The sequence below is a fragment of the Thermomonospora umbrina genome (assembly GCF_003386555.1).
Taxonomy (GTDB): domain Bacteria; phylum Actinomycetota; class Actinomycetes; order Streptosporangiales; family Streptosporangiaceae; genus Thermomonospora; species Thermomonospora umbrina.
The window spans coordinates 1724793-1746018 of sequence record NZ_QTTT01000001.1; the positions used below are offsets into that span (position 1 = coordinate 1724793).

The 21226-nt window shown below is 72.0% G+C and carries 17 protein-coding genes; 10 read left to right on the forward strand and 7 right to left on the reverse strand.

All coding sequences use genetic code 11. The annotated features are described in order from the left end of the window. The first annotated feature begins 97 nt into the window (after nucleotides 1–97). From DFJ69_RS07435 to DFJ69_RS34145, 5 genes are all read left to right on the forward strand, one after another. Nucleotides 98–832: an RDD family protein gene (locus DFJ69_RS07435; protein WP_116021795.1), complete on the forward strand. Its 735-nt coding sequence runs from the start codon at nucleotides 98–100 to the stop codon at nucleotides 830–832. 112 nt (nucleotides 833–944) lie between these two features. Further along, complete coding sequence (locus DFJ69_RS07440; protein ID WP_245974122.1) at nucleotides 945–2450, forward strand: M1 family metallopeptidase; 1506 nt, start codon at nucleotides 945–947, stop codon at nucleotides 2448–2450. Between the two features lie 108 nt (nucleotides 2451–2558). Then, nucleotides 2559–4085 (forward strand): M1 family metallopeptidase, encoded by a 1527-nt coding sequence (locus tag DFJ69_RS07445; RefSeq protein ID WP_245974124.1) that lies wholly within the window; start codon nucleotides 2559–2561, stop codon nucleotides 4083–4085. Between the two features lie 120 nt (nucleotides 4086–4205). Further along, complete coding sequence (locus DFJ69_RS07450) at nucleotides 4206–5627, forward strand: M1 family metallopeptidase (RefSeq protein ID WP_116021797.1); 1422 nt, start codon at nucleotides 4206–4208, stop codon at nucleotides 5625–5627. 138 nt (nucleotides 5628–5765) lie between these two features. Then, nucleotides 5766–6068, forward strand: coding sequence for a hypothetical protein (locus tag DFJ69_RS34145; RefSeq protein ID WP_170177564.1), 303 nt, complete (start codon nucleotides 5766–5768; stop codon nucleotides 6066–6068). 24 nt (nucleotides 6069–6092) lie between these two features. Here the strand turns inward: DFJ69_RS34145 and ilvA are convergent, their stop codons facing one another. From ilvA to DFJ69_RS07470, 3 genes are read right to left on the reverse strand one after another with little or no spacing between them, the layout of a single operon-like run. Next, nucleotides 6093–7301, reverse strand: a complete 1209-nt coding sequence (gene ilvA, locus DFJ69_RS07460) for a threonine ammonia-lyase (RefSeq protein WP_116026467.1) — start codon at nucleotides 7299–7301, stop codon at nucleotides 6093–6095. Further along, nucleotides 7301–8254 (reverse strand): ROK family protein, encoded by a 954-nt coding sequence (locus tag DFJ69_RS07465; RefSeq protein ID WP_116021798.1) that lies wholly within the window; start codon nucleotides 8252–8254, stop codon nucleotides 7301–7303. The genes ilvA and DFJ69_RS07465 overlap by 1 nt, the downstream gene beginning before the upstream one ends. Further along, nucleotides 8251–9420, reverse strand: a complete 1170-nt coding sequence (locus DFJ69_RS07470; protein ID WP_116021799.1) for an FIST signal transduction protein — start codon at nucleotides 9418–9420, stop codon at nucleotides 8251–8253. The genes DFJ69_RS07465 and DFJ69_RS07470 overlap by 4 nt, the downstream gene beginning before the upstream one ends. 140 nt (nucleotides 9421–9560) lie before the next feature. Here DFJ69_RS07470 and DFJ69_RS07475 point away from each other — a divergent pair, with 140 nt between their 5' ends. Genes DFJ69_RS07475 through DFJ69_RS07485 form a run of 3 tightly spaced genes read left to right on the forward strand, consistent with a single transcriptional unit; the run spans nucleotide 9561 to nucleotide 13435 of the window. Further along, nucleotides 9561–10955 carry a sigma 54-interacting transcriptional regulator gene (locus tag DFJ69_RS07475; protein WP_116026468.1) on the forward strand — a complete coding sequence of 465 codons (1395 nt, stop codon included), beginning with the start codon at nucleotides 9561–9563 and terminating at the stop codon, nucleotides 10953–10955. A gap of 16 nt (nucleotides 10956–10971) precedes the next feature. Then, nucleotides 10972–12927, forward strand: a complete 1956-nt coding sequence (locus DFJ69_RS07480; protein ID WP_116021800.1) for a vWA domain-containing protein — start codon at nucleotides 10972–10974, stop codon at nucleotides 12925–12927. Between the two features lie 34 nt (nucleotides 12928–12961). Then, nucleotides 12962–13435: a hypothetical protein gene (locus tag DFJ69_RS07485; protein WP_116021801.1), complete on the forward strand. Its 474-nt coding sequence runs from the start codon at nucleotides 12962–12964 to the stop codon at nucleotides 13433–13435. Nucleotides 13436–13438: 3 nt separating this feature from the next. Here the strand turns inward: DFJ69_RS07485 and DFJ69_RS07490 are convergent, their stop codons facing one another. Both DFJ69_RS07490 and DFJ69_RS07495 read right to left on the reverse strand, forming a co-directional pair. Next, complete coding sequence (locus tag DFJ69_RS07490) at nucleotides 13439–14410, reverse strand: alpha/beta hydrolase (protein WP_245974126.1); 972 nt, start codon at nucleotides 14408–14410, stop codon at nucleotides 13439–13441. A 91-nt stretch (nucleotides 14411–14501) separates the two neighbouring features. After that, nucleotides 14502–15650, reverse strand: a complete 1149-nt coding sequence (locus tag DFJ69_RS07495) for a cystathionine gamma-synthase (RefSeq protein WP_116021802.1) — start codon at nucleotides 15648–15650, stop codon at nucleotides 14502–14504. Nucleotides 15651–15868: 218 nt separating this feature from the next. Here DFJ69_RS07495 and DFJ69_RS07500 point away from each other — a divergent pair, with 218 nt between their 5' ends. After that, nucleotides 15869–17974 carry an MMPL family transporter gene (locus DFJ69_RS07500; protein ID WP_245974128.1) on the forward strand — a complete coding sequence of 702 codons (2106 nt, stop codon included), beginning with the start codon at nucleotides 15869–15871 and terminating at the stop codon, nucleotides 17972–17974. Nucleotides 17975–18089: 115 nt separating this feature from the next. Here DFJ69_RS07500 and DFJ69_RS07505 read toward each other — a convergent pair whose 3' ends face one another. Together DFJ69_RS07505 and DFJ69_RS07510 are read right to left on the reverse strand one after the other, a co-directional pair. Then, nucleotides 18090–18590, reverse strand: coding sequence for a hypothetical protein (locus DFJ69_RS07505; protein ID WP_116021804.1), 501 nt, complete (start codon nucleotides 18588–18590; stop codon nucleotides 18090–18092). 12 nt (nucleotides 18591–18602) lie between these two features. After that, a complete protein-coding gene (locus DFJ69_RS07510; protein ID WP_116021805.1) occupies nucleotides 18603–19976 on the reverse strand; it encodes a cystathionine beta-synthase in 1374 nt (457 codons plus the stop codon). 219 nt (nucleotides 19977–20195) lie between these two features. On the opposite strand from DFJ69_RS07510, the gene DFJ69_RS07515 reads away from it, so the two are divergent. Beyond that, nucleotides 20196–21221: an SGNH/GDSL hydrolase family protein gene (locus tag DFJ69_RS07515; protein WP_116021806.1), complete on the forward strand. Its 1026-nt coding sequence runs from the start codon at nucleotides 20196–20198 to the stop codon at nucleotides 21219–21221. Nucleotides 21222–21226 lie beyond the last annotated feature (5 nt).

Consider the following 21226-nt stretch of genomic DNA (forward strand, 5'->3'; position numbering starts at 1 on the left):
GGCCGGGACCCGGCGTCGGCCAAGATCCGCTAAAGATCGGGTCGTCCCGCGGCGCGGCGACGTTTGTCCGGCATGCCCGCTGCCGAGGTGGTCGGGTATGACGCAACCGCCACCGAACCCGCCGCCCGGGGAGGAACCCTGGCAGCCGCCCCACGGCCAACCGCCGCAGGGACAGCCGCCGCAGGGACAGCCTCCCGGACAGCAGCCGCCCCCGTGGCCGGGCCCCTCCCAGCCGTACCCGGGGCAGGAGCCGCCGCCTTACCAGGGCGGTTACGGCGGACAGCCGCCCCAGGGCGGGGGCCTGCCGTCCTACGGCGGACCGGGCGGCCCGGGCGGCGAGTATCAGGATCCGGCCGCCGGGCTGGCGAGCCGGTGGGCCCGTCTCGGCGCGGCCATCCTCGACGGCATCCTGCTCACCGTCGTGATCGGTCTGCTGACCTTCCCGTTCGTCGACTACGGGGAGATGTTCGAGACCTCGGAGGGCGACGAGTTCGTCGTTCCCACCGGCCAGTGGACGGCCAACCTCCTCGGTGCCGCTTTAGGATTCCTCTACTTCTGGCTGCTGACCTACAAATGGGGTCAGACGCTGGGCAAGAAGGCGCTGGGCATCCAGGTCGTCCGCGCCGCCGACGGAGGAGCCGTCTCTCAGGGGCAGGCGGCCGGACGTGCGGCGTTCTACACCGTGCTGGGCGGCATCTGCGGGTGCATCGGCTTCATCGACGTCCTGTGGATTCTGTGGGATCCGCGTCGTCAGGCGTTGCACGACAAGGTGGCCCAGACCGTCGTGCGCAAGGTCGTCCCCGGCGCGCCGGACCCATATACGGGGCGTTGACCTGGTAGGACGACCGTTACTGATCCGACCTTTGTGCACGGCCGTCTAGGCTGTTCACGTGACGACGGCCGGAAAATCCCGCATTGCCCTGACGAAACCCCCCCGGGCAGCCGTGAACGGCGCCCTGGTCTTGGCGTTGGCGGGCTCCCTGACGGCGTGCCAGATCCCGATCCGGGACGACGGCGGCCCCACGCCCGGCGCATCGTCGGAGCCGGGTCTGGGGGCGGTTCCCGGCGCGCCGGACAGCGCCGGCGACACCTACGTGCCCGGCGACGGCAACACCGGCTACGACGTCCAGCACTACAAGCTGAACCTCGACATCCGCCCGGGGCAGGCCACGGAGCTGACCGGCGTCGCCGAGATCACCGCCAAGGCCACCAAGCCGCTGACCCGGTTCAACCTCGACCTCAGCGGGCTGACCGTGGCCGAGGTGAAGGTCGACGGGGCCGTCGCCCGGCACGAGCGGCAGGCGAGCGAGCTGATCGTGGCCCCGGCGAAGCCGCTGGCCAAGGACGCCGCCTTCACCGTCGCCGTGCGCTACTCGGGGACTCCTCGGCCGGTCGCCAAGCCCCCGCTCGGCACGTACGGCTGGGTGCGGACCACCGACGGGGTGTTCGTCGCCTGCCAGCCCAGCGGCGCGCACACGTGGTACCCGAGCAACGACCACCCGAGCGACAAGGCCACCTTCGAGTTCCAGGTGACCGTCCCGCCGGGGCTGACGGCCATCGCCAACGGGGAGCCGGTCGGCGAGCTGCCCGGCGGCTCCGGCGGCCAGAGCCCGACGGTGCCGGGTCCGGGCGGTACGGGAGCCCCCTCCGGCGGCGGGGTCATCGGGGTCGCGCGCCGCGCCGCCGCGCCGATCACCTGGCGGGTCAAGGAGCCGATGGCGCCCTACCTGGCCACGGTCAACGTCGGACGGTTCGACGTGCGCGACGGCACGTCCCCCGGCGGCGTCAAGGTCATCACCGCCGTGGACCCGACGGTCGACAACACCGACATCAACGCCTTCCACGCCAAGAACATGCAGATCACCGACGAGTTCGTGAAGCTGTTCGGCCCCTACCCGTTCTCCTCCAGCGGCGGGCTGGTCGACAACGCGAACGTGGGGTTCGCGTTGGAGACCCAGACCCGCCCGGTGTACGGCTCGTTCGGCGCCGACGAGGGCATCGTGGCGCACGAGTTGGCGCACATGTGGTTCGGCGACAGCGTCAGCGTCACCCAGTGGAAGGACATCTGGCTCAACGAGGGCTTCGCCACCTACGCGGAGTGGATCTGGTCCGAGCGGGCCACCGGCGTCACCCCCCAGCAGGCGTTCGACGAGCTGTACGCCCAAGAGGGGAACGGCGCGCTGTGGGACATCCCCACCGGAAGCCCCGGCCGGACCAACATGTTCAGCTCCGACGCCGTCTACAACCGGGGCGCGATGACGCTGCACGCGCTGCGCAAGAAGGTCGGGGACGCGAAGTTCTTCGAGATCCTCAAGAAGTGGACGCAGACGTACCGGCACTCCAACGCGACCACGCAGCAGTTCATCGCGATCGTCGAGGAGGTCTCCGGGCAGCAGCTCGATGACTTCTTCCAGGCGTGGCTGTACTCGCGGGGTCGTCCCGCCCTGTAGAACACGCCCGGGCCGGATGTCTCGGCGAGGTGAACGGTCGGCAACGGCTCCCTCAAGCCCGCGCCGGTTCCGCGACGCCGCGGGCCCGGTACGAGCACGCTGAGCTGCGTGAATGCTCACGCCCGTCCCGGCGGGACGCCCCTGGTGCGCACCATCGCCTACTCGGCCACGGCGGCCACCGTGGCGACCGTCACCGCGCTCGCCCTGTCGGCGGGCCACGGCGACGCCGCCACCGAGCCCTGCTCGTCCCAGGCCAGGATCGCGGGCGCGGCCTGCGCCGTGGCGGAGGAGGCGCACAACCCTCCCCCCAGGCCCAGCAAGCCGCTGGCCCTACGGGGCGCTCCGGGCACCCCCGGGATCGGCGACCGCTACTTCCCCGCCGCGGGCAACGGCGGCTACGACGCGCTCGACTACGACGTCGCCCTCGCCTACCGCGCCGACGGCACCGTCAGCGCCGCCACCACCATGAAGGCCAGGGCCACCCAGGACCTCACCGGGTTCTCGCTCGACTATCGCGGGCCCCGGGTACGGAGCGTCGCGGTGGACGGCCGGCGCGCCACGTTCGCCCGCAAGGGGCAGGAGCTCACGGTCGTCCCGACGCAGCCGTTGCCGCGCGGCGCCGAGTTCACCGCCGTCGTCCACTACGCGGGCAAGCCGGGGCCGCTCAACAACAGCGCCCTCGGCACCTACGGCTGGATCCCGACCCGCGACGGCGCGGTGACGCTCTCCGAGCCGGACGGGACCCCCACCTGGATCCCGGTCAACGACCACCCCCTCGACAAGGCCACCTACACGTTCCGGCTGACCGTGCCCAAGGGCCTGCAGGCCCTGGCCAACGGCTCGCCGTCGCCGCCGGTCCACAAGGGCGACGTCAGCACGTACACGTGGGCGGAGCGGTCGCCCATGGCGAGCTACCTGGCGATGATCGCCATCGGCAGGTTCCACGTCATGCGCGGTCAGGCGGGCGGGATCCCCGTCATCACCGCCGTGGACCCCAGGTTCCGAAAGGCCGCCGCCAAACTGCACCGCGACACCGTGCGGGCCCTCCGGTGGATGCCCAAGGTCTTCGGGCCGTACCCGTTCACCACGAGCGGCGGCATCATCGACGACCCGCGCCTTGAGTACGCGCTGGAGACCCAGGAGCGCCCGGTGTACGGGGGGTTCGTCCCCGAGCCGCAGTTCGTCGTCCACGAGCTGGCCCACCAGTGGTTCGGCAACAGCGTCAGCCTCAAGAGCTGGCCCGACATCTGGCTGAACGAGGGGCTGGCCACGTACGCGGAGTGGCTCTGGCACGAGCGTCGCGGCAAGGGCAACACCGCCCACAAGATCTTCGGCCGCTACTACCGTCAGCCGGCGACCTCGGCCATCTTCAGCCCGCCCCCGGGGAGGCCGGGGCGCGCCAACCTGTTCGGCTACTCGGTGTACGTCCGCGGCGCGATGACCGTTCACGCGCTGCGCAGGCGGGTCGGGGACGAGGCGTTCTTCCGCATCCTGCGGGCCTGGAGCGCGACCCACCGGCACGGCAACGCGGAGACCGCCGACTTCATCGCGCTGGCCGAACGGGAGTCCGGCAAGCCGCTCCAGCGCCTCTTCCAGGTGTGGCTGCACACGAAGGGAAAGCCGAAGGCCTGGTGAGCCCGGGGCCGCAGAACCTGCGGTCTCCTTGCCCAATCGAGATCGAATCGCGCTTGTGCCCCCGGACGGCTGCTGCAAGCTTGGGGATCATTGTGCCGTCCAACCTCCAAGGACACTCGTATGAGCAGAACCCCCCGTGCCCTTGCCGCAATGGCGCTGACCGCCGCGGCCGGTCTGGTCGTCTCCGCGCCCCCCGCGCACGCGGCCCCCAAGTTCACACCGGGAGCCCCGGGGGCCGGTGACCCGTACTTCCCCGACATGGGCAACGGCGGCTACGACGTGGCCCACTACGACGTGGCGCTGCGCTACCTCGGGAACGCCAAGGGCATCCGGGCCGTCACCCGGGTCAAGGCCCGGGCGACCAAGAACCTCTCGCGGTTCAACCTGGACCTGCTGGGCCCCCTGAAGGTCCACTCGATCACCGTCAACGGCGCCAAGGCCGGCTTCCGGCGCACCGGCGCCCAGGAGCTGGTGATCACGCCTCGCAAGGGTCTGCCCCGCGGCAAGGCGTTCTCCGTCACGGTGACGTACTCGGGCCTCCCCAAGAAGGTCGAGGACGCGGCGCTGGGCGTGTCGGGCTGGATTCCGACCGACGACGGCGCGGTGGCGCTGAACCAACCGTTCGGCACCGCCACCTGGATGCCGGTCAACGACACCCCGGCCGACAAGGCGACCTACAACATCGCGCTGACCGTGCCGAAGGCCCTGACGGCGCTGTCCAACGGCGACTTCGCCGGGAAGCGGACCGCCGGGGCCTGGTCGACGTGGTGGTGGAAGATGCCGCGGCCGATGGCCAGCGAACTCGCCATGGTCGCGATCGGCAAGTACAACGTGAAGCGCGGCAAGACGCCCAAGGGCGTGCCCAACATCACCGCGATCGACCCCACCCTCGACACCGCCCCCGGCCAGGGCGCGGCGTTCCACAAGCTGACCGCCGACGTCACCGACTGGGGCTCGAAGGTCTTCGGCCGGTACCCGTTCGGCTCCACCGGCGGCATCGTCGACGCCCTCGGCGTGGGCTACGCGCTGGAGACCCAGGGACGCCCGGTTTACGACCGCAAGGGCCGCCCCGGCGTGAACCCGAGCTCCGGCCTCGTCGCCCACGAGATCGGCCACCAGTGGTTCGGCAACAGCGTCACGCCGAGGTACTGGAAGGACATCTGGCTGAACGAGGGCTTCGCCACGTACACCGAGTGGCTGCACAGCGAGCAGCACGGTGGTGACAGCGCGCAGAAGACCTTCGACGAGGTGTACGCCACCCCGGCCACCGAAGACCTGTGGACCGTCAAGGTCTCCGACCCGGGCCGCGACGGCATCTACGCCCACGCCGTGTACGACCGCGGGGCGATGACGCTGCACGTGCTCCGCAAGACGATCGGCGACAAGAAGTTCTTCCAACTCCTCCGGAGCTGGTACGCGCAGAACCGGGACGGCAACGTGACCACCCGGGACTTCGTCCGGCACAGCAAGCGGTTCGGCGACGACGACAAGCTCGACACCCTCTTCAAGAAGTGGCTCCACACGCCTTCTAAGCCGGCCTAAGGGTGGGGGGGCGACCCCCCACACCCCCCGCGCCCGGTCTTGGAGATCTTCAGGCGGACGCTCCTCCGCTGGCGCTCCGGAGCGTCCGCCTGAAGGACCGGGCAAAACCCCCGGCTGGTCGCCGTTCGTTGTCGCTCGTTGTCGCTCGTCGTCGCTCGTCGTCGCTCGTCGTCGCTCGTCGTCGCTCGTCGTCGCTCGTCGTCGCTCGTCGTCGCTCGTCGTCGCTCGTCGTCGCTCGTCGTCGCTCGTCGTCGCTCGTCGTCGCTCGTCGTCGCTCGTCGTCGCTCGTCGTCGCTCGTCGCTCGTCGTCGCTCGTCGTCGCTCGTCGTCGCTCGTCGTCGCTCGTCGTCGCTCGTCGTCGCTCGTCGTCGCTCGTCGTCGCTCGTCGTCGCTCGTCGTCGCTCGTCGTCGCTCGGACGTGTCGTTGCCGTGAGGACGTGATGGTTCCGCTCTCCGTGTGCGGGCTCAGCTCTGCTTGAGCGTGTAGCCCTTGGCGCGGAGGCGGCCGAGGACCTCGTCGCAGTGGTCCGGCCCTCGGGTCTCCAGGTGCAGCAGGACCTCGACCTCCTCGACGTGCAGCCGCGCCGCGACCCGTTCGTGCGTGACGTCCAGGACGTTCACGCCCAGCTCGGCCAGCTCGCTCAGCAGCGTCACCAGGGCGCCCGGACGGTCGTTGAGGCGACAGCGCACCACCAGGTAGCGTCCCGCGCCGGCGAGCCCGTGCCGCAGCACCTTGGACATCAACAGCGGGTCGATGTTGCCGCCCGACAACACCGCCACGACCGGGGGCTCGAACGCGTACGCGTGCTCCAGGAGGGCCGCCACCCCGGCGGCGCCGGCGGGCTCGACGACCTGCTTGGCGCGCTCCAGGCACAGCAGCAGCGCCTGGGAGAGGGACTCCTCGGTGACGGTCACGACGGCGTCCACCAACTCGCTGACCAGGGCGTACGTCAACTCCCCTGGGCTGCCCACCGCGATGCCGTCGGCCATGGTGGGCCGCACCTCGACCCGTACGGGGCGGCCGGCGGTCAGCGACGGCGGGAAGGCGGCGGCGCGCTTGGCCTGCGCCCCGATCACCTTCACGTCGGGCTTGAGGGCCTTGGCCGCGCCCGCCACGCCGGAGATCAGGCCCCCGCCGCCCACCGCCGTGACGATCGTCCCCACGTCCGGGCGCTGGTCGAGGATCTCCAGCGCGATGGTGCCCTGACCGGCCACGACGTCGGGATGGTCGAACGGGTGGATGAGGATCGCGCCGCGCTCCTCGGAGTACGCACGAGCGGCCTCCAGGCACTCGTCCACACTCGGCCCGGGGAAGACGACCTCGGCCCCGTACGAGCGGGTGGCGGCGACCTTCGGCAGCGGGGCTCCCTCGGGCATGAACACGGTGGCCTTGCAGCCCAGCAGCGACGCCGCCAGCGCGACGCCCTGCGCGTGGTTGCCGGCGCTCGCCGCCACGACGCCGCGCGCCCGCTCCTCCTCACCGAGCCGGGCGATCCGCACGTACGCGCCGCGCATCTTGAACGAGCCGGTGCGCTGCAGGTTCTCGCACTTGAGCAGGACCGGGCCGCCCAGCATCTCCGACAGCACGCGCGAGTACAGCAGCGGCGTCGCCACCGTCACCCCGCGCAACGTCTCCTGGGCGGCGCGGACCTCGTCGAGACCGACGTGCTCCATCAGTCGGCGCTCCAATACCGGTCGCCGGCGAACACCAGGGCCGCCGCCCCCACCAGCCCGGCGGTCTGGCCCAGGGCGGCGGGCACCACCCGCACCTCGCGGGCGTACTCCATCCGGGCGTGCGCGCGGAAGGCGTCCTCCAGCGGGTCGAACAGCAGCGGCCCGGCCTGCGACAACCCCCCGCCGACCGCGACCACCTCCAGATCGCACAGGTGGGTCGCCGAGGCGATGGCGACGCCCAGCGCGCGCCCGGCCCGCTTCATCGCGGAGGTGGCGATCGGGTGGCCCCGGCGGGCGTCCTCGGCCAGGTCGACACCGGTGGCACCCCGGCTGTCGGGGCGCCAGCCGTGCGCCTGCGCCCAGGCGACCAGACCGGGGCCGCGGGCGATGGCCTCCAGGCAGCCGCGCCCGCCGCACTTGCACGGCGGGCCCTGCGGTTCGACGACCACGTGGCCGATGTGCCCGGCGTTGCCGCTGGCCCCGTCGACCAGCCTGCCGCCCAGGATCAGCCCGCCGCCGACGCCGGTGGAGACCACCATCCCGAGCACGTTGGCCCGGCCCCGGCCCGCGCCGCGCCAGTGCTCGCCCACCGCCACGCAGATCGCGTCGTTGTGGACCCGCACGGGCAGGCCGGGGTGGCGTTCGCGGAGCCGTTGGCGCAGGGGGAAGTCGCGCCAGACGGGGATGTTCAGCGGCGAGACCTCGGCGGACGGCCAGCGCATCGGCCCCCCGCAGCCCACCCCCACCCCGACGGGCCCGGAGCCCCCGCCCTCGGCCTGGAGCTTGTCGAGCAGGGCCTCCAGGCTGCGCCACAGCCCTTCGGCGTCGACGTCGGGCGGGGTGTCCATCCGGTCGTAGTGGGCGATCCGGCCGCCGGGCTCGACCAGCGCCGCCGCCAGCTTGGTGCCGCCGATGTCGACGGCCAGCGCGTATCCCTCGTTCGCGTCGCTCATGCGCGGGCCGCCGGGCCGAAGGCGAGGATGGAGGCGGTGAAGCCGTGCACGTGGTTGCGGCCGGAGACGGGGCCGATCTCCCCGGCGGCGAAGAAGCCGCCGACGCCGGCCTGACCGAACGTGCGGCGCAGCAGCCGCACGTCGTGGTCGGAGTTGGGGAACATGGCCCGCCCCCGCCCGTTGCAGGAGAAGAGCAGCGCGCCCTCCACCGGCGTCAGATCGAAACGGTCGAGCAGCTCGGCCAGGTCCTCGTCGGCGGCACCGGCGTCACGGACCTGGAAGCGGACGGTGCGGCCGACCTCGACCACGTCGCCGATGGCGATCGCGCCCGTGTCGGTGTCGGCGCCGACCACCCCGCGCACCAGGAAGTCGCCGTGCTCGTGCTCCTCGGCGTACTCGTCCATGGCGACGCCGATGAGCAGCCCGTGGGCGGCCATCTCCTGCTCCTCCTCGGGCAGGGTCAGCACGATCTGCTCCAGCTTCTCAAGCGCTGGTGTCCCAGCCAGCTCGTACAGGACGTTCTCGTCGGCCTTGGTGACCACCATGTCGGGGCCGATCGGACGGGCGCCCTGGCTGACCACGGTGGCCGCCGTGACGGGGCCCCCGAGCACGACGCCGACCGCGCCGTCGGTGAAGATCTCGTCGTCGAGGAACAGCCGGGTCAGCCCCGGGCCCTGCCCGCCGGCGAGCCCCCCGACCAGCGGCAGCCCGGGCAGCGCCTCCCCGGAACGCTCGACGAACGCGTCCACGGGAAAGCTGTAGGGGTCGGCCAGCATCATGCCGACCACGTCGTCGTCGCGGCCCTCCGGCATCCCGACGACGACCAGCCGGTCGTCGGTGCGGAGGGTCTCCAGCCGGAACGCCTCCAGGCGCGCCTCCGGGAGCGACCCCGCCCAGGCGCTCACCGCGCTGGCCTCCTCCACCCCCCGGTTGCCGCCGATGACGCCGCTGCCGTTGCAGCCGACCACGATGCCCACGCCCGCGGAGGCGGCGACGCGCGTCGCCCGGCGGGCGGCCTCCTCGACGGCGTCGGGGTCCTCCGAGGCGACGAACACGCACAGCAGGTCGGCGGGCGAGGTGAGGGGGCCCAGCGCCTGCTGGACCGCCGACTCCGCGGCGCTGGTCAGATCGGGTCCGAGGGCCAGGCCGTCAGCGAAGCGAACCATCGGCTCCCCCTCCCTCGTGCGGTCCGTGAGTCCAGGTCATATCTCGATTCTCCCCGTGCGAGTGCCCGGTACCCAAGCCGGAATCACCGGGGGACCGGGTGCGAGGCGGGAATCGGCGACGTACTGTCGATCTCGTGCCCCTGACGAACCATGCATCCGCGCCGGCCGACACCACCGTCGGCGGGCTCCGCGCCGACGGCCACGTCCAGCGGTCGGTGAAGGCCGAGATCAGGCACAACCTGCTGGAACGGCTGAGATCGGGCGGCCCGCGCTTCCCCGGCATCGTGGGCTTCGACGACACCGTGCTCCCCCATCTGGAGCGGGCGCTGCTGGCCGGTCACGACATGGTGCTGCTCGGCGAACGCGGCCAGGGCAAGACCCGGCTGATCCGCACGCTGGTCGGGCTGCTGGACACCTGGACCCCGGTGGTCGCCGGCTGCGAGATCAACGACCACCCGTACGGCCCGGTCTGCGTGCGCTGCCGGCGGCTGGCCGCCGAGCTGGGCGACGGGCTGCCGGTCACCTGGCGGCACCGGGACGAGCGGTTCGGCGAGAAGCTGGCCACCCCCGACACCAGCGTGGGCGACCTGATCGGCGACGTCGACCCGATCAAGGTGGCCGAGGGCCGCACGCTCGGCGACCCGGAGACGGTCCACTTCGGCCTGGTGCCGCGCACCAACCGGGGGATCTTCTCCATCAACGAGCTGCCCGACCTGGCGGAGCGGATCCAGGTGGCGCTGCTGAACGTGCTGGAGGAGCGGGACGTCCAGATCCGCGGCTACGCGCTGCGGCTGCCGCTGGACGTGCTGCTGGTGGCCAGCGCCAACCCCGAGGACTACACCAACCGGGGCCGGATCATCACGCCCCTCAAGGACCGGTTCGGCGCCGAGATCCGCACCCACTATCCGCTGGAGCTGGACGCCGAGCTGGAGCTGATCCGCCAGGAGGCGGAGGTCGCCGAGCTGGGCGCCGAGGTGCCCGACCACCTGCTGGAGGTCATGGCCCGGTTCACCCGGCTGGTCCGCGACTCCAACGCGGTGGACTCCCGCTCGGGCGTGTCGGCCCGGTTCGCCATCGCGGGCGCGGAGACGATCGCCGCGGGGGCCGTCCGCCGGGCCGCCCTGACCGGCGAGGAGCAGCCGGTGGCGCGGGTCTGCGACCTGCCCGCCGTGGTGCCGACGCTGATGGGCAAGGTGGAGTTCGAGGTCAGCGAGGAGGGCCGCGAGCAGGAGGTGCTGGAGCACCTGCTGCGCCGGGCCACCGCCGAGACCTACCGCCGCACGCTGGGCGCCGCCGACCTGAGCGGGCTGCTCGACAAGTTCGACGCGGGCGAGAGCGTGGAGTCCGGGGAGCTGGTCCCGGCCGCCGAGCTGCTCCGCCGCATCGGGCGGGTCCCGGGGCTGGCCAAGCTCGTCCAGCGGCTGGGGATGTCCGGTGAGTCGCCCGGCCAGGCCGCCGCCGCGCTGGAGTTCGCGTTGGAGGGCCTGTTCCTGACCCGCAGGCTGTCCAAGGACTCCGGGACGTACCGGACGTGACCACGATGAGCACGCGATGAGCGGATACCGGTACGGGGCGTACGAGGACGGGCCCGACCCGCTCGCCCCCCCGTACGACATCCGTTCGGCGCTGGACGCCATGGGCGACTCGGTGCTGGAGGGCACCGGTCCGGGCGACGCGCTGCGGGAGCTGCTGCGCCGCGGGCTCCCGGGCGACCGCGACGCGCAGGGCCGGCGGGGCCTGGACGACCTGCTCCGGCAGGTCCGCGAACGGCGTCGGGCGCTGCGCGACCGGGGTCGGCTCGACGGCACGCTGGAGCAGGCGCGGGCCCTGCTGGACACCGCGATCGGGCAGGAGCGCGCCGAGCTGTTCCCCGACCCGTCCGATGAGGCGCGGCTGCGCGAGGCGGAGCTGGACACGCTGCCCGACGACACCGCCCAGGCCATCCGGCGGCTCTCGGATTACGGCTGGCGGTCGGACGCCGCCCGCGCCACCTTCGAGCAGCTCAAGGACCTGCTGCGGCGTGACGTGCTGGACGCCCAGTTCCAGGGCATGAGGGACGCGTTGGCCGACCCCGATCCGCGGGCGATGGAGCGGGTCAAGGACATGATGGCCGCGCTCAACGCGATGCTCGACGCCGACGCCCGCGGCGAGCACACCCAGGACGACTTCGACGCGTTCATGCGCGAGTACGGGGACCTGTTCCCCGACCGGCCCCGCGACCTGGAGGAGCTGGTCGACGCGCTGGCCCGGCGGGCGGCCGCGATGGACCGGCTGATGGCCTCGCTGTCCCCCGAGCAGCGCGAAGAGTTGGCCGGGCTGATGGCGCAGGCGATGGAGAACGCCGGGCTGGCCATGGAGATGACCCGCCTCGGCGACGCGCTGCGCACCCGCCGTCCCGACCTGGGCTGGGGCGTCCCGGAGCGGATGACCGGCGACGACCCCCTCGGTGTCGGCGACGCCACCACCGCGCTCGCCGAGCTGGCCGACCTCGCCGAGTTGGAGGCGGCGCTCTCCCAGGACTACCCCGGCGCCCGCCTCGACGACATCGACGAGGAGGCGGTCCGCCGGGCCCTCGGCCGCCGGGCGGTCGACGACCTGGCCGAGCTGCGCCGGATCGAGGCCGAGCTGGAACGCCAGGGCTACCTGCAACGCAAGGGCGGCACCCTGCACCTCACCCCGAAGGCCGTCCGCCGGCTGGGCGAGACCGCGCTCCGTCGGGTGTTCGCCCACCTTGACGGGGGCCGGCGGGGCGACCACGACCGGCGCGACGCCGGCCAGGCGGGCGAGCTGACCGGCTCGTCCCGCGAGTGGCGGTTCGGCGACGAGCAGCCCCTCGACGTCGTCCGCACCCTGCAGAACGGGATCCGTCGCGGCGGCGCTCCGGTGCGCCTGTCCGTCGAAGACTTCGAGGTGCTCGAGACCGAGCGGCGGACGGCGGCGGCCGTGTGCCTGCTGGTGGACCTGTCGTACTCGATGGTGCTGCGCGGCACGTGGGGCGCCGCCAAGCAGACCGCGCTGGCCCTGCACTCCCTGGTGACCGGCAAGTATCCGCAGGACGCCATCCAGATCATCGGGTTCTCCAACTACGCCCGGGAGCTGCACCCCACCGAGATGGCGGGGCTGGACTGGGACATGGTGCAGGGCACCAACCTGCACCACGCGCTGCTGATCGCCGGGCGGCATCTGGACCGGCATCCGGACTTCGAGCCGATCGTGCTGGTCGTCACCGACGGGGAGCCGACCGCGCATCTGCGGCCCGACGGTCGGTCCTTGTTCGACTACCCGCCCTCGCACGACACGCTGGTGCTGACGCTGGCCGAGATCGACAAGATGACCCGGCGGGGCGCCACCCTGAACGTGTTCATGCTGGCCGACGACCGGCGGCTGGTGTCGTTCGTGGAGGAGGTCGCCCGCCGCAACGGGGGCCGGGTGTTCGCTCCCGAGGACGGCCGCCTCGGCGAGTACGTGGTCAGCGACTTCCTGCGGATGCGCCGGGGACGCCGCTGAGGGACCCCGGGGGTCCTGGTCTAGGGTCGAGGGCATGTCGAGCTCCGACCGGATGTTGCTCATCCTGCACGTGGGTTTCGCGATCTTCACCCTGGGCCCGCTGACCACCGCGACCTCGGTCACCCCGCGCTACATCCGGCGCGGCGACGTGACGATCCTGCGTTATCTGCACCGCACCACCCGGGTCTACGGGCTGGGGGCGTTGGGGATCTTCCTGTTCGGGATGTTCCTGGCCGACGGCGACTTCGCCCGGGTGTGGCTGTCGGCGTCCATGACCCTGTTCCTGGTGGCGTTGGTGCTGCTGATGCTGGTGGAACGGGATCAGCGCCGCGCGATCCACCTGCTCGAGGTCGCCGCCGCCGAACGCACGGAGGCCACCGCGCAAGGGGCCGAGCAGCCGGGGAACACGGAGATCGCCCAGGTCGAGCGGGGCCGGATCGCCGCGTTGTCGGGTGTGGTCGCGCTGATCTGGGTGGTCATCCTGATCCTGATGGTCTGGAACGGCTGACCGTCAGCCCCGAACGACCTCGTCCATCCAGCGGACCACGGAGTCGAAGGTGACCGTGTCGTCCAGCAGCGCGCCACCATGGTCTTTGCCGGGCACGGTGTTCACCGTCGCCGGCACGCCCGCGGCGCCCAGGACGGCGGCCAGCACGGTGCCGTGCGCGGGGGGGACGAACTCGCCGCGGCTGTGGATCAGCAGCATCGGCGGGTCGCCCGGCCCGGCGTGGGTGGCGGCGGAGGCGTCGTTCAGCCGCTCCCGGCAGACGGGGCCGTCGGTGGCCGGGTCGCAGCCGAGGAGCATCTGCACCGCCTGCCGCAGGCTGCGCCGCGAACGGTCGGCGCCCAAGACGCCGCCGTCCTGGTAGGCCCGCTGCGGGGACACCACGGGCGACAGCGCCACGACACCCCTGACCTCGGCCGCACCGGTGCCGTACGTGCCGAGCTGGGTGGCCAGGTGACCGCCTGCGGAGGAGCCCATGACGACGATGCGGTTCGGGTCGAGGTTCCACAGGCGGGCGTTGCGCTTGATGTACGCCAGGGCGTTCTGGCTGTCCTCACGCTGGGCCGGCCACCGGGCGGTCTGCGCCAGGCGGTAGTTCGCCGAGAAGACGACGTAGCCCAGGGTGGTCAACCGGCGGGCGGTGTACCTCCAGCCGCTCTTGTCGCCGCGCCGCCAGGAGCCGCCGTGCAGGAGGAGGACGCCGGGCCTGGGCGAGGTCGTGCGCTCGCGCGAGGCGGCCGGGGCGCGCCAGTACGCGTCGAGCACCTGACGATCGTCGTCGCCGTAGGCGTAGGTGTCGGAACGGGGAGGCGCCGGGGTCACCATGACGGCGCTCGCGGACACGCCGGGACCGCCCGACGACCGCGGAGCGGCCCCGTCGCCGGGGACGGGCTCCGTCAGCGCCTCGGCCGGGGCGATGACGCCGACCAGCGTGACCGCCGCCGCGGCGGCGGCTCCGAACATCAGTACCGTGCGCACCAATGCCACCTCCAAGAGGAATTTAGCGCAAACCGGCGGGGGCTTCGGCGGATTGGATCTTGTGTATCCGCTCCGTTCACCCGCCCGTCGATCAGCCGAGCGCCTGCCGTAGATCGGACAGCAGGTCATCGACGCTCTCGATGCCGACCGAGAGTCGGACCAGATCGCCGGGGACCTCCAGCGGGGAGCCGGCCGCCGACGCGTGCGTCATCCGCCCGGGGTGCTCGATCAGCGACTCCACACCGCCGAGCGACTCGCCGAGGGTGAACAGTCGGGTGCGTTCGCACACCCGGACCGCCGCCTCCTCGGAGGCCAGCCGGAACGACACCATCCCGCCGAACGCCGCCATCTGCTTGGCGGCGGTCTCGTGCCCCGGATGGCCGGGCAGCCCCGGGTACAGCACCGACCGGACGGCCGGATGCGCGGTGAGCAGGTCGACCACGGCCGTGGCGTTGGCGCAGTGCCGGTCCATCCGCACGCCCAGCGTCTTGATCCCCCGCAGCGTCAGCCAGGCGTCGAACGGGCCCGCCACCGCGCCCATGGCGTTCTGGTGGAAGGCCAGTCGCTCCCCCAGCCCCGCGTCGGCGGCCACCAGCGCGCCGCCGACCACGTCGGAGTGGCCGCCGAGGTACTTGGTGGTGGAGTGCACGACCACGTCCGCGCCGAGCGTCAGGGGACGCTGCAGGTACGGGGAGGCGAAGGTGTTGTCCACGACCAGCAGGGCCCCGGCGTCGCGCGCGACGGCGGCCAGCGCCTCGATGTCGGCGATGCCGAGCAACGGGTTGGTGGGCGTCTCCACCCAGATCGCCCTGGTGTCCGGGCGGATCGCCGCCCGGACGGCGTCCGGATCGCCCAGCGGAACGGGGTCGTGGACCACGCCCCACTGCTCGTACACCTTGGCGAAGAGCCGGTAGGTGCCGCCGTAGGCGTCATTGGGGACCACCACGTGGTCGCCGGGCCGGCAGATCGTACGCAGCAAGGCGTCCTCGGCCGCCAGACCGGAGGCGAAGGCCAGGCCCCGGGCGCCGCCCTCCAGGGCCGCCAGGCACTCTTCGAGGGCCGTGCGCGTTGGATTGGCGGAGCGACTGTACTCGTAACCGCCTCTGAGCCCGCCCACGCCGTCCTGCTTGTACGTGGAGACCTGATAGATCGGGGGGACCACCGCACCGGTGGCGGCGTCGGGTTCCTGCCCCGCATGGATGGCCAGCGTCTCGAAGCCGTGCCGAACGTCGTCGTCCATGAAACACGAGGTTAGTGGCCCTGTCCCCCTCCTGGAGGAGGAGACGCTCCCTCGGAGGTATCACCTGGGATTTCCCCGTGTGGACCGACTCATGTTGGGAACTCGATCCGTACCGTTCTGTAGGTAATCGTCATGCTCCCACTGAGAAAGGCGCGGGGATGTTCGCTGCACTGGCACGCGTCGTCGTGAGACACCCGTGGTGGACGATCTTGGCGTGGGTGGTCGCGGCAGTGGCCATCATCGCGCTCTCGCCGTCCCTACAGACCAACGCCGACCAAGGCGATTTCCTACCCAAGGAGTACGAGTCGGTCCAGGCGGCCAAGCTGGCGGAGAAGTCCTTCCCGCAGACCGCCGACACGACCGCGCTGATCGTCTTCAAGCGCAAGGACGGCGGCAAGATCGAGGCCGCCGACAGCGCCACCGTCCAGCGGATCGCCGACAACCTGCAGGCCAAGCGCTACCCGAGCGTGCAGGGCGTGATCGCCGGTCCGGACTCGGTGGCGCCCAACAAGTCGGTGCAGATCGTCAGTATCCCGATGAAGGGGCTGAGCGCCGACGACCAGACGAAGCAGAGCGACGCGATCAAGGACATCCGCAAGCGGCTCCCGACGGAGCTGGGCGGCGCCCCGCTGACGGCCAAGGTCGGCGGCGACCCGGCGGCCTGGCTGGACAACGAGGACTCCTTCACGCAGTCCTTCGCGATCATCTCCATCGCCACGTTCGTCCTGATCATCGGCCTGATCCTGCTGATCTTCCGGGCCCCGCTGGCGGCGGTGCTGCCGATCCTGATCGTCGCCGTCACCGAGGCGGTGGCGATGGGGTTGATCGGCACGGTCTCGAGACTGCTGGACTTCTCCGGTGACGACAGTCTCCAGATCATCCTCACCATCGTGATGTTCGGCGTCGGCGCCGACTACTACCTGTTCATCCTGTTCCGCTACCGGGAGCGACTGCGGGCGGGCGAGGACCGCAAGGTCGCGCTGATCTCGGCGATGGAACGGGTCGGCGAGGTCATCACCTCCGCGGCGGCCGCCATCGCGGCGACCTTCCTGGTGCTGATGCTCGCCAAGTTCGAGCTGTTCGCCGCCTGGGGCCCCTCGCTGGCGGTCGGCGTGCTGGTCATGGGCGTCACCTCGCTGACCCTGATGCCGGCCCTGCTGTCGCTGATCGGGACGGCCGTGTTCTGGCCGTCCAAGGCCTGGAAGAACCAGCCGAAGGGCACCTCCGCGGCCAAGCTGGGCAACCTGGTCGGCCGCCGCCCGGCGCTGATGGCGATCGCGTCCACCGGGGTGCTCGTGCTGCTGGCGCTGGGCACGTTCTCCTTCAAGGCGGACTACGACTTCCAGTCCAGCTTCCCGCAGGACACCGAGTCGGCCCAGGCCATCAAGGAGATGCAGACCGGCTTCCCGGCGGGGCAGTTGCGTCCGGTGCAGGTCTACCTCTCCTCCGCCGACGGGGCCAAGGTCCCCGACGCCAAGATCGCCGAGTTCCGGAAGGCCGCCGAGGACCTGCCGGGCGTCGGCGGGGTCGGCCCGGCCCAGCCGCCGGCCGGCGGCCCGGTGGTGCAGGTCGACCTGGTCCTCAAGGGCAACCCGGTCGACAACAAGGCCATCAACCTGGTCAAGAACGATCTCCGACCGGCCGTCCACAAGGCCGCGCCGGACGGCACCAAGGTGCTGGTCGGCGGTGAGACCGCGATCTACGGCGACATCAACAAGGTCGTCAACCGGGACCTGTCGGTGATCCTGCCGGTCGCCGGTGTGCTGATCGCGCTGATCCTGCTCCTGCTGCTGAGGTCGGTGGTCGCCCCGCTGTACCTGGTCCCGGCGGTGCTGCTCGGCTTCGCCGCGACCCTGGGCGCCGCGGTGTACGTCTTCCAGGGCGCGCTGGGCGAACCGGGCGAGATCTTCCACCTGCCGATCATGTTGTACCTGTTCGTGCTGGCCATCGGGACCGACTACAACATCCTGATGACCGCACGGCTGCGGGAGGAGGCCAAGGAGGGCCACGAGCCGCGCAAGGCCGCCGCGCTGGCGGTCGAGCACGGCGGTCCGACCGTCGCCGCGGCCGGTCTGATCCTGGCCGGGACGTTCTCGGTGATGCTGCTGGCCAAGGTGTCGATGCTGCAGCAGATGGGCTTCTCCATCGCGCTGGGGATCGCGCTGTCGGCCTTCGTGATGTCCATCTTCCTGGTCCCGGGCATCACCGCGCTGCTGGGCCACAAGGCCTGGTGGCCGGGACACGGCGACGAACCCAAGGGTGGGCACCGTCCGCCGTCGCCCGGAGGCGAGCACCTCTCCCCGGAGAGGGCCGGCCACCGGTAGAGACGTTGGGCCGCGGCCATCACGAGCCGCCCACGCCGGCCGCGGCCCAACACCCCCATGAAGGAACGAGGGGCCCGCTCCACGAGCGGGCCCCTCGGCCTTCGTCCAGGTGCGGCTACGCGCCGAGGTCGGTGAGGAGCCCGGTGAACGAGTCGGCCCAGGGGACGTTCCCGCCGCCGTCGTTCCACGGATGGTCGTCGTGACCGTCGACGACGACGCCGAACCTCGCGTCATCGGCGTCGCAGCACAGGGTGATGACGTGCTTGTCGCCGTAGGAGCCGATGGTCAGCCAGAGCCCCGACTCCACCGGCCTGTGCTCGGCGAACAGGCCGGAGTCCTGGGCGGTCTGCGACGCGACGGTCGCGGGCCCGAACAGGTACAGGCCGTACTCGTCCCCACGCCGACGGGTGCCCCCGGCGAGCGCGAGGAACCTCAGGAGGTCGGCGGGCATCCGGACGCGGGTCGCGGCGTCCTCGACACCCAGCCCGGCGAACAGCCCGACGAGGCGCTCGTACAGCCCCGCCAGGGCCGCCGGCCCGGAGTCCTGGGGGTCGACGAGGGGGAAGTCCCCGACGATCGCCTCCCAGGCCGTCTCCAGGCGGTCGTCGTCGGTCACGCGTCGTTCCCCTCAGACCGTGGCGGCGAGGAAGGTGAGGAGGTCCTGGCGGGTGATGAGGCCGGTGGGCTTGCCGTCGTCGAGGACGACGGCCGCGCCGGACTTCTCCAGGACGCCGACGGCCTTGCTGACCGGGTCGCCTCCGCCGACCTGGGGCAGCGGCTCGGCCATGTGCCCCTCGACGCGGTCGGCGAGACGGGCCCGGCCGTGCACCAACGCGGTGAGCAGGTCGGTCTCCCGGATGGCGCCGACCACCTCGGCGGCCATCACCGGGGGCTCCTCCTTCATCACCGGAAGCTGGGACACCCCGTACTCGCGCATCACGGAGATCGCCGTCTCGACGGTCTCGTAGGGGTGGACGTGGACGAACTGGGGCAGCCCCGAGTTCTTGCGGGCCAGCACCTCGCGGACGCGGACCTCCTCCGTGGGGGCCGACAGGAACCCGTAGCTGGCCATCCAGTCGTCGTTGAAGATCTTGGAGAGGTAGCCCCGGCCGCCGTCCGGGAGCAGCACCACCACGACGTCCTCGGGCCCGGCGCGTTCGGCGACCCGCAGGGCGGCCACCACCGCCATCCCGCAGGAGCCGCCGACCAGCATCGCCTCCTCGCGGGCCAGCCGGCGGGTCATGGTGAAGGAGTCCTTGTCGGACACCGCGATGATCTCGTCGCAGACGTCCCGGTCGTAGGTCTCCGGCCAGATGTCCTCGCCGACACCCTCCACCAGGTAGGGGCGTCCGGTGCCGCCGGAGTAGACCGAGCCCTCCGGGTCCGCGCCGATGATCTTCACCCGGCCGTCGGAGACCTCCTTGAGGTAACGGCCGGTGCCGCTGATGGTGCCGCCGGTGCCGATCCCCGTCACGAAGTGGGTGATCCGGCCCTCGGTCTGCTCCCACAGCTCGGGCCCGGTGGTCTCGTAGTGGGAGCGCGGGTTGTTCGGGTTGGCGTACTGGTCGGGCTTCCAGGCGTCCGGGATCTCCCGGGCCAGCCGATCCGACACCGAGTAGTACGAGTCCGGGTGGTCCGGGGACACGGCGGTCGGGCAGACCACCACCTCGGCGCCGTAGGCCCGCAGCACGTCGATCTTGTCCTGGGCGACCTTGTCGGGGCAGATGAAGACGCAGCGGTAGCCGCGCTCCTGGGCCACGATGGCCAGGCCCACCCCGGTGTTGCCGGAGGTCGGCTCGACGATCGTGCCGCCGGGACGCAGCGCGCCGGACGCCTCGGCGGCGTCGATCATCCGGACCGCGATCCGGTCCTTGACCGAGCCGCCGGGATTGAAGTACTCGACCTTGGCCAGGACCTGGGGGGCCAGGCCCTCGGTCACCTTGCGCAGCCGCACGAGCGGGGTGTCGCCCATCAGCTCGGTCAGCGAGTTGTGAACACGCACGATCGACGTCCTTGTCGCAATCAGCGAGGCGGTCGCGAACGAGTGGCCCGTCCGCGTTTCCCCGTGTTTCCACCGCGTGTACTGCGAGGTCGCGGAGCACACGGTCGGATAGATTTCACTACCTGACGGTAGCCGACAACAGGTGGCAGGGGGATCCATACCTCCAGAAGTCGTCACACCGCGTGAGCGCCGGTGCGGCGGGAACGGGTCAGGTGAAGGATGCTGAGAGCGCGGACGGCGCGACGGATCGCGACGGCGGCGGCCTACGGCGGCGGGGGCATCACCGCACTGGGCGGGCTGACGTTCGGGCTGATCGTGGTGGAGGCCCGGCTGGCCCGGCGGATCATCCAGGGCACCCCCAACGGCGACCCCCCTGCGGCCGACGGCCTGTACGGGTCCGCGCTGCCCGGCGAGCCGATCTCGTTCGCGGTGCTGGGCGACTCCACCGCGGCCGGGCTGGGTGTGCACGAGCCGGACGAGACCCCCGCCGCGCTGCTGGCCACCGGACTGTCGGCGATCGCCGGGCGGCCGGTGCGGCTGACCAACGTGGCGCGTTCGGGCTCCCGCAGCGAGATGCTGGACGGCCAGGTCACCCAGGCGCTGACGGCCCGTCCCGACATCGCGGTGGTGATGATCGGGGCCAACGACGTCACCGCCCGCATCTCCCCCGCCGAGTCCGTCCGCCATCTCGACGGCGCCGTGCGGCGACTGCTGGACGCGGGCTCCCAGGTGGTGGTCGGCACCTGCCCGGACCTGGGCTCGGTGAAGCCGCTGATGCAGCCGCTGCGCTGGATCGCCCAGCGGGCCAGCCGCCAGTTGGCCGCCGCGCAGACCATCGCGGCGGTGGAGCGCGGCGCCCGGTCGGTGTCGCTGGGCGACCTGCTGGGTCGGGAGTTCGCCGCCGATCCCCGGGAGATGTTCAGCGAGGATCGTTACCATCCGTCTGCGCGAGGTTACGCATCGGCGGCCATGGCGCTGCTACCGTCGATGGCGTCCGCGCTCGGGCTGGAGCCCGAGCCGGAGCCGGTGTCCGCACGCGGTGTCGGCGTCCTGCCGGTGTACCTGGCCGCGGCCGAGGCCGCCGAGGAGCCCGGCACGGAGGTGGCGGGCACCCGGGTCGCGGGCCGTGAGCGCGGGCCCCGGGGCCGCTGGGCCACCCTGTTGCGGCGGCGCGGCGCCCCGGCCGGCCCCGACGCCGATCCGGGCCACGGCCCGACGGCCGGGGTGGCGCCGGGCACCGCCTGACCGAC